15 protein-coding genes and 1 pseudogene are annotated in these 14,101 nt (G+C 62.0%); 10 read left to right on the top strand and 6 right to left on the bottom strand.

From position 1 onward, the window contains the following. Positions 1 to 127: pseudogene (locus JWP26_RS20205) on the top strand (phosphopentomutase); the annotation flags it as partial. Between the two features lie 16 nt (positions 128 to 143). After that, complete coding sequence (upp, locus tag JWP26_RS20210; protein ID WP_299732133.1) at positions 144 to 788, top strand: uracil phosphoribosyltransferase; 645 nt, start codon at positions 144 to 146, stop codon at positions 786 to 788. Here the strand turns inward: upp and JWP26_RS20215 are convergent, their stop codons facing one another. From JWP26_RS20215 to JWP26_RS20235, 5 genes are all read right to left on the bottom strand, one after another. Beyond that, entirely contained in the window at positions 789 to 1,382 is a 594-nt protein-coding gene (locus JWP26_RS20215; RefSeq protein ID WP_299732135.1) for a hypothetical protein, read from the bottom strand. It abuts the gene before it with no gap. 35 nt (positions 1,383 to 1,417) lie between these two features. Continuing rightward, positions 1,418 to 2,035, bottom strand: coding sequence for an HAD family phosphatase (locus JWP26_RS20220; protein ID WP_299732137.1), 618 nt, complete (start codon positions 2,033 to 2,035; stop codon positions 1,418 to 1,420). Positions 2,036 to 2,167: 132 nt separating this feature from the next. Further along, positions 2,168 to 2,746, bottom strand: coding sequence for a TadE/TadG family type IV pilus assembly protein (locus tag JWP26_RS20225; RefSeq protein ID WP_299732139.1), 579 nt, complete (start codon positions 2,744 to 2,746; stop codon positions 2,168 to 2,170). After that, a complete protein-coding gene (locus JWP26_RS20230) occupies positions 2,743 to 3,312 on the bottom strand; it encodes a TadE/TadG family type IV pilus assembly protein (RefSeq protein ID WP_299732141.1) in 570 nt (189 codons plus the stop codon). The genes JWP26_RS20225 and JWP26_RS20230 overlap by 4 nt, the downstream gene beginning before the upstream one ends. Positions 3,313 to 3,446: 134 nt before the next feature. Continuing rightward, positions 3,447 to 3,899 carry a pilus assembly protein N-terminal domain-containing protein gene (locus tag JWP26_RS20235; protein WP_299732143.1) on the bottom strand — a complete coding sequence of 151 codons (453 nt, stop codon included), beginning with the start codon at positions 3,897 to 3,899 and terminating at the stop codon, positions 3,447 to 3,449. A 389-nt stretch (positions 3,900 to 4,288) separates the two neighbouring features. Here JWP26_RS20235 and JWP26_RS20240 point away from each other — a divergent pair, with 389 nt between their 5' ends. The 8 genes from JWP26_RS20240 (at position 4,289) to JWP26_RS20275 (ending at position 12,598) form a co-directional block, all read left to right on the top strand. Next, positions 4,289 to 4,477, top strand: coding sequence for a Flp family type IVb pilin (locus tag JWP26_RS20240; protein WP_299732145.1), 189 nt, complete (start codon positions 4,289 to 4,291; stop codon positions 4,475 to 4,477). A 185-nt stretch (positions 4,478 to 4,662) separates the two neighbouring features. Then, positions 4,663 to 5,163 carry a prepilin peptidase gene (locus JWP26_RS20245; protein WP_299732147.1) on the top strand — a complete coding sequence of 167 codons (501 nt, stop codon included), beginning with the start codon at positions 4,663 to 4,665 and terminating at the stop codon, positions 5,161 to 5,163. Between the two features lie 210 nt (positions 5,164 to 5,373). Further along, positions 5,374 to 6,306, top strand: a complete 933-nt coding sequence (cpaB, locus tag JWP26_RS20250) for a Flp pilus assembly protein CpaB (RefSeq protein WP_299732150.1) — start codon at positions 5,374 to 5,376, stop codon at positions 6,304 to 6,306. A 16-nt stretch (positions 6,307 to 6,322) separates the two neighbouring features. Next, entirely contained in the window at positions 6,323 to 7,741 is a 1,419-nt protein-coding gene (locus JWP26_RS20255) for a type II and III secretion system protein family protein (protein ID WP_299732153.1), read from the top strand. Positions 7,742 to 7,805: 64 nt separating this feature from the next. After that, entirely contained in the window at positions 7,806 to 9,074 is a 1,269-nt protein-coding gene (locus JWP26_RS20260; protein WP_299732155.1) for an AAA family ATPase, read from the top strand. A gap of 40 nt (positions 9,075 to 9,114) precedes the next feature. After that, positions 9,115 to 10,599 (top strand): CpaF family protein, encoded by a 1,485-nt coding sequence (locus JWP26_RS20265; RefSeq protein WP_299732158.1) that lies wholly within the window; start codon positions 9,115 to 9,117, stop codon positions 10,597 to 10,599. A 4-nt stretch (positions 10,600 to 10,603) separates the two neighbouring features. Further along, on the top strand, positions 10,604 to 11,578 hold the full coding sequence (locus JWP26_RS20270; protein WP_299732161.1) for a type II secretion system F family protein: 975 nt from the start codon (positions 10,604 to 10,606) through the stop codon (positions 11,576 to 11,578). Positions 11,579 to 11,599: 21 nt separating this feature from the next. Continuing rightward, positions 11,600 to 12,598 (top strand): type II secretion system F family protein, encoded by a 999-nt coding sequence (locus tag JWP26_RS20275; RefSeq protein ID WP_299732164.1) that lies wholly within the window; start codon positions 11,600 to 11,602, stop codon positions 12,596 to 12,598. A 208-nt stretch (positions 12,599 to 12,806) separates the two neighbouring features. On the opposite strand, the gene JWP26_RS20280 is transcribed toward JWP26_RS20275, so the two are convergent. Further along, on the bottom strand, positions 12,807 to 13,571 hold the full coding sequence (locus tag JWP26_RS20280) for a tetratricopeptide repeat protein (RefSeq protein ID WP_299732167.1): 765 nt from the start codon (positions 13,569 to 13,571) through the stop codon (positions 12,807 to 12,809). Positions 13,572 to 14,101: the final 530 nt, after the last annotated feature.

A 14,101-nucleotide genomic window follows, 5' to 3' on the forward strand; every position in this document is an offset into this window, starting at 1 on the left:
CCTGATGTTTTCCCCAGCCCTTGCGCGGGGCGAGATTGGCATTCGCTCTACGTTCGCCGATATTGGCGAAAGCATTGCGCACTGGCTGGGCCTGGCGCCCGGCCGCCACGGCCGCAGCTTCCTTTAACCGATTGGATCAACCGATGAATGATGTCAGCCGCCCAAACGTGACCGTCATCGATCACCCGCTGATCCAGCACAAGCTGACCATCATGCGCAATAAGGAGACCTCGATTGCGGGGTTTCGTCGGCTGCTGCGCGAGATCGCCCATCTGATGTGCTACGAGGTGACGCGCGATCTGGAGCTGGAGATGATCCCCATCGAGACGCCGATGGCGCTGATGGACAGCCCCTCGATCAAGGGAAAGAAGCTGGTATTCGCCTCGATCCTGCGTGCCGGCAATGGCCTGCTCGATGGCATGCTCGACCTGGTGCCGGCAGCGCGCGTCGCTCATATCGGGCTTTATCGCGATCACGAAACGCTGGAGCCGGTGGAATATTACTTCAAGGCGCCGGCCGACTTGGCCAACCGGCTGATCATCGTGGTCGATCCGATGTTGGCAACCGGCAATTCGGCGACTGCGGCGATTGAAAAGCTCAAGGAACGCGGCGCCAACGACATCCGCTTCCTCTGCCTGCTGGCGGCGCCGGAGGGCATCAAGAACTTCACCGAGGCCCAGCCCGACGTGCCGATTTTCACCGCCGCCATCGACAGCCATCTCAATGAGAAGGGCTATATCATCCCCGGCCTCGGCGATGCCGGCGACCGCATGTACGGCACCAAATAGTTATTCGGCTGGCGTGACCGGCGGCAGGTCCAACTCGGCCAGCGCGCTGATATTGTCCTGCCGCATCTGGCTCAACTGGCCAAGGAACGCCTCGACATCGTCCCCATAGGCGCGGCGGCTGATGGCGAAAAGCGCAATGCCGTCGCCGAGCTTGGTGTAGCGATAGGCGTTCCATTCCAGGATCGGCTTCGGGCCGCTGTCGTCGCTCAGCAGGAAATCGAGGATGACCTCGCCGGTGTTCGGATTGCTGATCTGGTTGTAGTTGACCATTGGGTCGGTGGGCTTGCGCCCCTCGAGCCCGGCGATCTGCGTATTGGCGGCGCCCTGCGGTGTCGCCTGGCTGGTCGATGCATCCACCATGAACATGGCGGTATAGCTGTCCGACTGCTGTCCTTGCGGCAGGTATTCCTGTTTGAAGTAATCGGGCGTCGGGTGCGAGGTCCAGGACAGCGCATAGCTGTCGCCCAGGAAGTCGATGGGGCCGGGAACGCCCAGCGCTTCCACGACTGTGTCCTGCGCGATTGCGGCTTGACCTAAGCCTGCAACGAGCATGAGGCCCAAGGTTGCGGCGCGCAGGGTGGAAAGCAAAGTCATCGGCCCATCTCCAAATCGGCAATGGGCCGACCCTATCATCCCTTGAGCGGCAGCCCCAGAGCGATCAGTTCCCTGCGCAGGCTCTTGGGATCGGTGAAGTGGATGCCCTTCATGCCGAACTTGCGGGCCGAAACGATATTGGGCTCGCTGTCGTCGATGAAGACGCAGTTCTCGGCCGCGATGCCGTAGCGCTCGCAGAACACCCGGTAGAGACGCGGATCGGGTTTCACCAAGCCCTCGAGGCCCGAGACGATCACGCCGTCGAACTTTTCGAGGAACGGCCATTCGGGCAGGCAGCTGACCCACTTCTCCCAGGAGAAATTGGTGATGGCGAAGGTGGGGATTTCCTCGGCGATCAATTCGTCATGGATATCGATCGTGCCCTGGATGAACTCGCCCAGGGTTTCCTTCCAGCGCAGGTCGAACGCCTGGATTTCGCGCCAGTATTTGGGGAAGCGCGTGATCAGCTTGGCGACGCCTTCGGAATAGATCTCGCCGGCGTCGAATTCCAGGTTCCAGTCCAGCGTGCAGATATTGTCCTTGAACCACTGCGCATCCTCTTCGGTTTCGAAGAGCTTGCGGAACAGATACATCGGGTTCCAGTCGACGAAGACGCCGCCCAGATCGAACACGGGAATAAGCGTATCGTCCATTTTCTTGACCATCGCGAGAGGGGAAACTACCCGGCTTGTGGCATGGGCCATGCGGCCGTGCAAGCGGCGAACAGGCGCAAATGCCGTCCCCGATGGAGCGGTCAATTTTTCGGCTGGATGGGATGGCCGACGCTAGCAGCCGGTGGTGTTGTCGGGGTCGACGATGATGCTGCCGCCGAAGCGGGGCAGGTAGAAATTCTCGCGGCGGAGCTGGACCGGCTGATTGTAGACGATGCTGGTAATCGGCGTATAGGCGTAGGACGCCGTGGCCACGATCACATAGGCATTTGCCGAGATATTGGTCATCGCGACGGGTAGGGGATAGGGGTCGCCTTTCTTCAGCGCCGTCGCGCCGCCAGCGCTTTTGGACCATTGGACTTCGGTCGTGCCATCCGCCTTGACGAAAATCGAGCTGACCACCTGTTGCAGCGGCGTGCTGGAATAGGGGGCCATGATCCCCGCGGAGGCCTGAAAAAAGTCCTTGATATCGCAGCCGGCAATTTTGACATTGGAGCGCGACACCAGGTCGCCCATGGAGCCGGCCACGGTCTGCACCCGCCGATCCACCGAAATCATCGAGCTGGCCTCGACGCTGCCCACATAGAGCAGCAGCATGACGGGCACGACCAGCGCGAATTCCACCGCCGCGACGCCTGTGGCATCGTCGCGAAACTGCCCGATGATCCTGCGCAGGCGCTGCAATGGGCTCATGACGAGAAGGGCTCGTTGCGGAATACCTGCACGGCGCCCAGCAGGCGCGTGCCATCGGGCTGGTCGTTGGAGGCGAATGCCCCCATGCGCAGGATGATGGGCCATTTGTAATAAACCTGCACGATCACCGTGCTCGAGCCCTGGCCCCCGTTGAAGTCCTCGGTCAGCACCCAGGGGCAGGTCGTCGTGCAGGTTGTGGAAAGCGGTGGTGTGATTGTCGCCGACGTGAAGTTGCTGACGGTCGACACACGCACTTGCAGTGCGTGACAGTCCTGGAACAGCCCATAGAGCCGGTTGCAGATCAAATCCTCGAACTTGGCCACGGTGAAGTTCTGCGCCTGCAATTGACCGGTGCGGATTTGCCGGCTGGCATCGAGCACAGCGCTGTCCAGGATGGCGCTGGACAGGAACACCACGGAGGTCTCCAGGATCGCCCCCACAATGGCAAAAAAGGGCGTCGCCAGAATGCCGAACTCGATCGCGGTGACGCCGCTGTCGTCGCGCCAGAAGCGGGCCAATGGGGCCGCGAGCGAGCGGCCGATCAGCGATGCAAGCGAATGGGTCATTGGGACGCGCCGGTTTCTAACGCTTGGACGTTAGGGCGCTATGGCTAATCGGTGGTTAGCAATGGCCGCGGCGATCCGCTAAAAGCGACGACCCGGTTAACCGCGGGTTAAGGCGAACCCCGTAGTTGCGACCGTTATTGCCCGGCGGTGCTCTTGATCATATTGGCGGAATCGACCTGCGTGCTGGTGAAGGTATTCTCATCGCCCAGCATGATGGTGGGCTGGCAGACCGGCGCACAGGCCAGGCTCGTGCGCGCGGCGCCCTGATAGACCGTCATCGTTCCGGCCTGCAGTTGCACGACGTCGATCAGCGTGTCGGCGACCGGATTACCATTGCCGTCGAGCACGATCAGGTTGGTCTGGCCAAAGCTCTTGCCGGTCAGCACCAGGGTCTGCGGGTCCTGGATAGTCACATCGGCAATGCCGGGATTGCCGACGATCACAGTCGCCGCGGGGGAGTTGATGCGCAGCACCCGAGCCATGTTCACATTGACGGTGATCGGTGCATCGTCCTCCGCCCATGCCGAAACGGGGCTCGCCGCCAGTGCCAGGGAAAGCAGCAGCACGAGAGCGGTGAACTTGGCCATGGAACTCTTCCGGAAACGGATACGCTACGACTTGCCATTTTCGCTTGGAATGGTGAATAATTGGCAAACAAAGCGTCGTAGTCATCGTTGGCGGAGTATCTTTGGTTATGCTTTGCTCGCTGCCGCCACTGGTCCAGTGGTCCACTATTTTGCAGGATTTCGGCAGTATTACTGGGCTTGTAAGTACTATAGCTCACGAAGCCATGGTTTTGTTAAAAGGCGACGAATTTTGTTAAGTCTTTGAAAATAATAATAAAATGCGAATTCGATGGTCGGTAAGCTCGCGGCGATTAACGCAATTTCAAGAACTGGCGAATAACGTTGCCTCAAGTTCGATGTGTGACGTGTCGAACCATGGCGTCACTGGATGACGTGAGCAAGGAGCCACTATGAAGAAGATTTTTGCACAATTTGCGCAGGACGAGTCCGGTGCAACCGCTATCGAATACGGCCTGATCGCCGCACTGATTTCCGTGGCTTTGATTGTCGCTGCCACTGCCGTTGGCGGTAACCTCAGCACGCTGTTCAACACGATCAGCACCAAGCTTGCCAGCTCCAACACCGTGCCGACCACCTAATTGGCGCGACGGTTCGGCAGGTCGATCCCCGCCGTTCCATACTTTGTGGGCTACGCTTGGGGGAGCAACAACGCTCCCCCAATTTTTTCCGCACCAAGTGGCTTTTGCGCTTCCTTAATCTCACGAGAGCAATCTGCTTGGGGCCCTCCGTTCGGACGGAATCGCGGCACCGGGGATCTGGGATTATGTCGACCATCGCAATGCTGTTTTTCCCTTTTGGCATGGCGCTGGCGGCGTCGTCCGACCTGCTGACCATGAAAATTTCCAACAAGCTGGTGCTACTGCTGGTCGCCGGCTTCTTCGTGGTGGCCATCGCCATCAACCTGCCGCTGCAGCAATTGGCGCTGCATGTGATGTGCGCAATGCTGGTGCTGGTCGTCGGCTTCACCCTGTTTGCCTTGCGCTGGATCGGTGGCGGCGACGCCAAGCTGGCGGCCGCGACCACGCTGTGGCTGGGCTTCGGCCTGACGCCGATGTTCGTGGTCTACGCCGGCATGCTGGGGGGCGTTCTGACCCTGTCGATCCTGGCTCTGCGCCGCTTCCCGCTGACGCCGTTCCTGGCGCGGTACACGTGGCTCGAACGGCTGCACAATCCGAAGTCAGGCGTCCCCTATGGCATTGCCATGGCGGCGGCGGGCATGATTGTCTATTCCAACTCGGTAATCTTTCAGCAACTTACTGCTTGAGCATTTGCTGCGGGACGGTTGTTTCTTGCATCTGGTTTTGACGATCAGTATCGGTCTGGAGCTCAGTATTCCGGGTCTTGTTTGCAAAATGCAAATATTTACAGATCGGTAACCGCAACTGCAAAGCTCCGGTTAACCAAACTTTGACCCTTTAAGTAGAGAGTTCCCCCGGTGGGTTGGGCGCGGTGCGCCACAGAACCGGAGTGAGTAATGAAACCGGCGCGTATTATCCTGTTGCTCGTGGCGATCGTCGCTGGCGGGCTGGCGGCATTCCTGGTGACCCGGGGGGGCTCTGCGCCCACCACGCAGATCGTCACCAACGAAGTGATCCAGCAGGAAGCCAAAACCCAGATCCTGGTGGCCAAGGGCCAGATCGGCATGGGCGAACGGCTCAGCGCCGATACCGTGGCGTGGCAGGACTGGCCCGAAGGCGCGATCCGCCCCGAATATGTGACCATCACCGCCATGCCCGATGCCCCCACGGTGCTGACCGGCGCGGTGGCGCGCTTTGAATTTTTCCCCGGCGAGCCGATCCGCGAGCAGAAGCTGGTCCGCAGCGAACAGGGCTACCTGTCGGCAGTGCTGAGCAAGGGCATGCGCGGCGTCTCGGTGCCGGTCGTTGCCTCCTCCAGCGCCGGCGGCTATATCGTGCCCAACGATCATGTCGATGTCCTGCTCTCGCATGCGACTGAGCAGGGCCAGGTGTCCGAAGTCGTGCTGTCCAATGTGCGCGTGCTGGCCATTGGCAATCGCCTCGGCGAAGTGGGGGCCTCGGGCGGCGCCGCGGATGCCGATGCGGAAGCCGGGCCCCAGGCGCAGGTTTTCGTCGACAATTCCATCGCCACGCTCGAACTCACCCCCGGCCAGGCCGAAACTCTGGTCAACGCCGTGTCGCGCGGCACCCTGTCGCTGTCGCTGCGTTCGGTCACCGATTTCGACGATGCCACGATCGCCTCGCGGGACGCCACCACGACGTCGGTCCGCCTCATCCGGTTCGGGCAGGAACAAAGCGTCATGTCCGGCGTGTCCCGCCAGCCGGAGGGCGAACAGCCCGCTGCCGTGGAGCCTGCCGCCTATGCCGCGCCCGCCGCGCCGCGGGTGATATTGCCGCCACCGGCCCAGCCCCAGGTCACGGTCCAGTAGGCGCGAGGAGATCATCATGTTCACCGTTTCAAGCTATCCTCGCTCCACCCTGCGCCGCGCCGGCCTTGCCGCCGTGCTGCTCGGCGCCTTGCTCGCGGGCTCCGCGCTGGGCACCTCCAGTGCCTATGCCCAGCAGCAGGCGCAGATGACCATTGCCGATTTCGGCCGCACCCGCAGCGTAGCGCTCGAGACCAACAAGTCGATGATCCTCGACCTGCCGGCCGATGTGTCCGAAGTCATCGTCTCCCAGCCATCGGTGGCCGGAGCCATCATGCGCACCTCGCGCCGCGCCATCATCCAGGGCGTGTTGGGTGGCAATACCAATATCCTGTTCCTCAACGCACAGGGCCAGGCCATCGCGGTCCTCGACCTGCGCGTCGCCAAGGAGCCATCCCAAGTCGGCGAGGCGCTGGAAGGCGCATTGGCGCGCATCCTGCCCGGCTCCCATATCCAGGTCGATTCCGTTACCTTGGGTGACGATACCAACCGTGTCGTGCTGTCGGGCATGGTGCAGTCGAGCGAAGACCTCGATCGGGCCATGGCGATTGCCGTCCAGTATGCCGGCGATCCCAAGAACGTCGCCAGCGTGCTCGACGTCGGCGGCGGCCAGCAGGTCATGTTGCAGGTCACCGTCTCGGAAATCCGCCGCGATGTTGCCAAGCAGCTCGGCATCAACCTGTCCGGCACGATGACCATCGGTGGCTCGAGCTTCGGCTTCAACAACGCCATGGCTGACGTCTCGTCGCCCGGCAGCATGGCCAACAATTCGGTGGCTGGCGCCTTCCCGCTCGGCAGTGTCGATATCAACGCTTCGATCCAGGCGTTGGAAGACCGAGGCGCCCTGCGCATCCTGGCCCAGCCGACGCTGACGGCGGTCTCCGGCCAGCCGGCCGAATTCAAGGCCGGCGGCCAGTTCCCGATTTATACCTCCGATGGCAACGGCGGCCAGAACGTCACCTACAAGGACTATGGCGTCACGCTAAACTTCACGCCGACGGTAAAGTCCAACGGCCAGATCGGCCTGCTCGTGGACACCGGCGTCTCCGAACTGCAGGCCAACAATGCCCTGACCGATCGCAGCACCAAGACTTCGGTCGAGCTGCCACCGGGCTCGACCCTGTCAATCGGCGGCCTGCTGCAGGAAAACGTGCGCCAGCGCGTACAGCAATTGCCCGGCCTGGGCGATATCCCGATCCTGGGCGCATTGTTCCGCTCGCGCGAATATATCAGCTCGCAGACCGAATTGGTGATCATGGTCACCCCCTATCTGGTGAGCGCAACCCGTCAGCCGCCTGAACTGCCCACCGATCGCAGCGTCACCGCCTCGGATGCCGAAGCGATCTTCCTCGGGCGGATGGAAACTCAATATGGCGTGGGCGGCCAGCCCGGCATGCGCGGTGGCTTCAAGGGCTCGGTCGGCTTCGTGCTCGATTGATCCGCGCGCGGACGGCAATGGACGCAATGCTCCGGGCAACCGGTATCAAGGAGAATAGGTTGTCATGAGTTTTCTCAACCCCGAGCCCAAAACGGTCGAAGAGCCGGCGGCGGAAATCGCTGGCGGCGCCCGGCTGATCCCGCGCATCACCATCCAGGCCTTTTGCGAGCATTCCCAGACCGCCCAACTGGTGGAAAGCGCCATCCACGACCGCCGCATGTCCAAGGTTGCCCTGACCACGCATAATGGCGGCCTCGATGGGGCCATCGAAACCTACAAGTCCAACCCGACGCCCAATCTCATCATGGTGGAAACCACCCTGCCACCCGGCGAAATTCCCGCGGCTTTGAGCCGGCTGGCCGAGGTCTGCGACGCCTCGACCCGCCTGATCCTGCTCGGCCACGTCAATGACGTGATGCTGTATCGCGAGCTGATCCGCGGCGGCGTCTCCGAATATATCGTGCTGCCGGCTTCGGCGCAGTCGATCGTCACCGCCATCACCGAGCTGTTCGCCTCCGAAAATGCGGCTCCCATCGGGCGCACTGTCGGCTTCGTGTCGGCCAAGGGCGGCGCCGGCTCGTCCACCGTCGCGCACAATGTGGCCTGGGCCATCTCGCAGTCGCTGCGCCAGGATGCACTGATCCTCGACATGGACTTGGCGTTCGGCACCGCCGGGCTGAATTTCAACCAGGACCCGCCGCATGGCCTCGCCGACGCGCTGAACGTCAACCAGAAGCTCGACCAGACCATGCTCGATCGCCTGATGAGCAAGGCCGCCAACCATATCAACCTGCTGACCGCGCCGGTCACGCTGGACCGCACCTACGATTTCGAAGAGCGCGATTTCGAGCAGATCGTCGAGCTGAGCCAGACCGCCATCCCGGTCGTGGTGCTGGATATTCCGCATGCGTGGAACTCCTGGATTCGCCATACCCTGGCGACCATCGACGAAGTGGTGATCGTGGCCGAGCCGGACCTGGCCAACTTGCGCAATGCCAAGAACCTTGCCGACACCATCAAGGCGCTGCGCCCGGCCGAGACGGCACCAAACCTCATCATCAACAAGTTCGGCCTGCCGCGCCGTCCTGAAATCAGCGCCAACGAATTCGCGTCATCGATCGAATGCCGCCTGCTCGGCACCATTCCGTTCGACGCGGCGCTGTTCGGCACGGCCGCCAATAACGGCCAGATGATCGCCGAGGTCTCGGCCAACAACAAGATCAACGACATTTACCGCGCGGTGGGCCTGCATGTGACGGGTCGCCAGGCGGTGCAATCGGCGGGCAGGGGCTCATCCCTCAAGATGTCATCCTTATTCAAGAAACGGGCCTGATCGGACTTTCTGACCCCGGCACGTTGAAACGGTAGAACTCATGTTTGGCAAGCGCACATCATTTGGCGGCAATACCCCCGGGGTCGCGGAGGTCGCGCGTCCGATCGCCAGTCCCGCGCGTCCCGCTGAACCCGTCCGCCGCGCCAGCGACAGCGACAGCGCCGCCGCGCGCCTACGCAACAATGACGAAGTGGTCGACGTCCGCTCGCCCGTCGATGCACAGCGCGACAAGGACTATTTCGCCACCAAGTCGGCGATTTTCAACGCGCTGATCGACTCCATCGATCTGAGCCAGCTCGCCACTATGGACCAGGATGCGGCGCGCGAGGAAATCCGCGACATCGTCGCCGAAATCATCGCGCTCAAATCCATCATCATGTCGATCTCCGAGCAGGAAGACCTGCTGGAGGACATCTGCAACGACGTGCTCGGCTATGGCCCGCTGGAGCCGCTGCTCGCCCGTGACGACATCTCCGACATCATGGTGAACGGCAGCCAGAAGTGCTATATCGAAGTCGCCGGCCGGGTGAAGCTCACCAATGTGCGCTTCCGCGACGACGCCCACCTGATGAATGTGTGCCAGCGCATCGTGTCCCAGGTCGGCCGCCGCGTCGATGAAAGCTCCCCCATTTGTGACGCCCGTCTGCCCGACGGCTCGCGCGTCAACGTCATCGCGCCGCCGCTGGCGATCGATGGCGCTGCGCTCACCATCCGTAAGTTCAAGAAGGACAAGCTGACGCTGCAGCAACTGGTCAAATACGGCTCCATCTCGCCCGAAGGGGCCGAGGTGCTGCGTATCCTGGGCCGCGTGCGCGCCAATGTGCTGATCTCCGGCGGTACCGGTTCGGGCAAGACCACGCTGCTCAACTGCATGACCGCCTTCATCGAAAAAGACGAGCGCGTTATCACCTGCGAAGACTCCGCCGAACTCCAATTGCAGCAGCCGCACGTGGTGCGCCTCGAAACCCGCCCGCCCAATCTTGAGGGCGAAGGCGAAATCACCATGCGCGACTTGATCAAGAACTGCCTGCGTATGCGCCCCGAACGCATCATCGTGGGCGAAGTGCGCGGACCCGAGAGCTTCGATCTGCTCCAGGCCATGAACACCGGCCATGACGGCTCGTTGGGCACGCTGCACGCCAACAGCCCGCGTGAAGCCCTCAGCCGCCTTGAATCCATGATCACCATGGGCGGCTATGCGCTGCCCAGCCGCACCATTCGCGAAATGATCTGCTCGTCCATCGACGTCGTGGTCCAGGCCGCCCGTCTGCGCGACGGCTCGCGCCGCATCACCCACATCACCGAAGTGCTCGGCATGGAAGGCGACGTGATCGTGACCCAGGACGTCTTCCTCTATGACATCATGGGCGAAGACAGTTCCGGCATGCTGATGGGCCGCCACCGCTCCACCGGCATCACCAAGCCGCAATTCACCGAGCGCGCCAAATATTTCAACGAAGAAGCCAACCTGGTCGAGGCATTGGAAAAGTCCAATACCGAACACCGCGAACTGCTGGATTCGTGAGACCATGAGCCCTCTTCTCCTCGCCCTCCTGGCCATGATCGCCATCGGCGCCGCCGGCTTTGCGCTCGTTCCCAACCTGCTGGGCGGCAGCCGCGCCGACAAGCGCCGCAAGGCGTTTCAGGGCGATATCCAGGTCAATCGGCGCGAAATGGACGCCGCCAAGACCCGCGAATCCCGCCGTAAAAACGTGCAGCAGGCGCTGAAGTCCCAGACTGACGCCCTCAATGCCAAAAAGCGCGTGCCGCTGCCGGCGCTGCTGTTTCAGGCCAACATGACGCTGACCCCGGCCAAGTTCATCCGCAACAGCGTTATTTTTGGCGTCGTGCTGTTCGTCATCCTGTTCATCGTGCAGGTGCCGATCTATTTCGCCGCCATCTTCGCGGTGGCCGGCGCTTACCTGCTGCCGCGCATGTGGATCAATCGCAAGCGCAAGAAGTATCAGAACCAGTTCCTCGACGAGCTGCCCAATGCGGTCGAAGCCATCGTGCGCGGCGTCAAGACCGGCCTGCCGCTCAACGATTCCATTCGCGCGGTGGCCAAGGATGCCAAGGAACCGGTGAAATCCGAGTTTGCCCGCATCCTCGACCAGCAGGCCTTCGGCATGTCGATGACCGAGGCCGTCTCGGTGTTGCTCGACCGCGTGCCGCTGCCCGAGGTTAACTTTTTCGTCGTCGTCATCACCGTGCAGCAGCAGGCCGGCGGCAATCTCAGCGAAGCCTTGGGGAACCTCGCCCGTGTGCTGCGCGACCGCAAGAAGATGAAAATGAAGATCAAGGCCATGTCGTCCGAAGCCAAGGCTTCGGCGATGATTATCGGCTCGCTGCCCTTCGTCGTCGGAGGCCTGGTGTCGGCGACCTCGCCGCTCTATCTGCAGCCGTTCTGGACCACCCAGCTCGGCATGATCTGGGCCGGTGTCGGCGCTTTCATGCTCTGCCTCGGTATTTTCGTGATGACCAAGATGGTTCAATTCGACTTTTAGCCGGCCAAGCGCGAGACCGTCATGAACTACATCGATCTGCTGACCTCGCGGGATTTTCTGATCTCGGTGCTGGCCGCCATCTCGGCGGGCGCCGTGGTGTTCACCTTCGGCACCTCGTTCCTGACCAAGACCGAAATGCGCACCCGCATCAAGCGCGTGGCACTGGAACGCGACAAGCTGCGCGCCGAGGAAATGGCCCGCCTGCGCGGCGGCGGCGCGGCCGATGCCCGCGGCACCATGCGCCGGCCGGCCGAAACCAAGACCTATATGAAGAATATCGTCGAGCGCTTCGACCTGAAAAAGGCGTTCCAGGACCACGCCACCGTCGACAAGCTGGCCATGTCCGGCTTTCGCGGGCAGGGCCACCTGACCACGTTCCTGTTCCTGCGCTTCGTCACCCCGCTGATCATCTTCGTGCTGGTGACGGGCTATCTGTTCCTGGCGCCCGGCGGCCGCCCGGCCTACCTCAACGTGGTCTACGGCTTTGGCGCAGGCCTGCTTGGCTCCTATCTGCCCGTCGTCCTGCTGAAGAATTCGACGGTCAAGCGGCAGAAGTCGATCAAGCGCGCCTGGCCCGATTGCCTCGATCTGATGCTGCTTTGCGTGGAGTCCGGCATGTCGGTGGAACACGCCATCAAGCGGGTGGCCAAGGAGATCGGCGGTCAAAGCGCCGAACTGGCCGAAGAACTCACACTGACCAATGCCGAGCTGTCGTTCCTCGAAGATCGCAGTCGCGCCTATGAAAACCTTGGGCGCCGCACCGGGCTGGACAGTGTGCGCGCGGTGATGTCGGCGCTGATCCAGGCCGATCGCTACGGCACCTCGGTCGGCCAGGCGCTGCGCGTCATGGCTGAGGAAAGCCGGGAAGCGCGCATGATGGAGGCCGAAAAGAAGGCCGCCTCGTTGCCGCCCAAGATGACCGTGCCGCTGATCCTGTTCTTCCTGCCGGTCCTGTTCATCGTCATCATCGCACCCGCCCTGATCAAGGTGTTCGCGATTCAGGGCAATCCGATAGGTTAGTTCCTGACATCAGTCTGGCCGCATTGCCTTCGCCAATAGCGGCGATGCCGAAGCGGTGCGCGCGCAGCGGCCGAAACGGTGGCTGATGTCACTGGGCTGCATGGGCAAGGATATGAGGCGACCAGCTTCGTGGCCGATCTGGCGGGCCGGTATCCAGCTTCACCACCGGCTCGGCCGTGACCATCGGGGCCGTTGCCTCGCCTGACGATTAGCTTTTGGGGATGGCGTCCCAGCGGTTCTGCTGGGTCAGCAGCGAGCGCACATAGGCCATGTTGGCCTCGACCTGGTCGGGCGGCAGTTCGGCCGCATAGATCGCCCGGCACTCGTCGAACCGCCCCTGCAGGCCCAGCACCAGGGCAAGGTTCTGCCGGATCTGGCTCGTCGCGCCGCGCATGCTCACGGCGCGGCGCAGATGCTGCTCGGCCGAGGTCAAGTCATTGGTCATGGCGAAGCTGAGGCCAAAATTGGCTTCGACCGACGCCTCACCGGGGGCGAGCGCCAAGGCCTGGCCGTAGAGTTGCCGCGCTTCGGGGCTGCGGCCCATCTGGTCGAGAATGGCGCCTTTGACCGAGAGTGCATTCCAGTCCGGCGCGTCGGGCCGGATCGAGCGGTCCATCACTGCCAATGCCTGCTCGAACTGCCCCTCGGCCGTCAGGGCCTTGGCATAGGCGACGCTGATTTCCACATCGTTGGGATAGCGCGCCATGCTCACCTGGAGCACCGCGACGGCTTGGCCGCTTTGGCCCTGCGCGCGCAAGGCGGCGGCAAAATTGATGGCGATGTTGCGGTCGTTGGGATTGGATTTGTAGCGGGCGCTCAGTTCCGCCAGGCTCTGCTGGCTTTGCGCGCGCGGCTGGCCGGAATAATCGGGTGAAACCGTGCTGTTCATCGCGCAGCCCGCCATCGCCACGGCGGTAATGCCGGCAAGCAGCATGATGCGTACGGATCTGGCAAAACCGGGGGCAGGCAACACGGTGACGCACTCCACTCGGCAAGCTCGCGCCGACGTCCCAGCAATAAAACATTAACCCTAACGCGCCGTTAAAAGCGCCATTGGCCGTTGCTGAGGTCCCCGGTATAGTTGACTATATCGGCGTCAGTTAAGAGCGACCAGATTGTCAGTTAAGACAGACCGGGCCGGCTTTAGGAAGATCGCTCAGGTCATTGATTACACACACAAAAAATCTGCTGCTTTGTGCGGCGCTCCAGTCGTTGGGCGTTTTTGGTGCTCGGTTCGAGGCGCCAATTCTGTGCGAAATCTCCGATCAGCGTCCGGCATGAGTCAACAAATAGACCTGCCAACTTGATCGAGATGCCAACTTGACCAGGCTCGTTGGTGTGAACGCGGCATCCTAGTGTCCTCTGTCGACGGTGTGCTCGGAAATTGATTGTAGGAACCAGTCCAGACGTGCTGCCGCGCCGTAATCCGGTGTTGACATGGTTCCTGTTCTGTTCTTTTGGGCAAATGCCCATTGGGCGGAGCGCCTGCAGACAGTATCCCTG

The organism is Devosia sp. (assembly GCF_028290435.1).
Classification (GTDB): Bacteria; Pseudomonadota; Alphaproteobacteria; order Rhizobiales; family Devosiaceae; genus Devosia.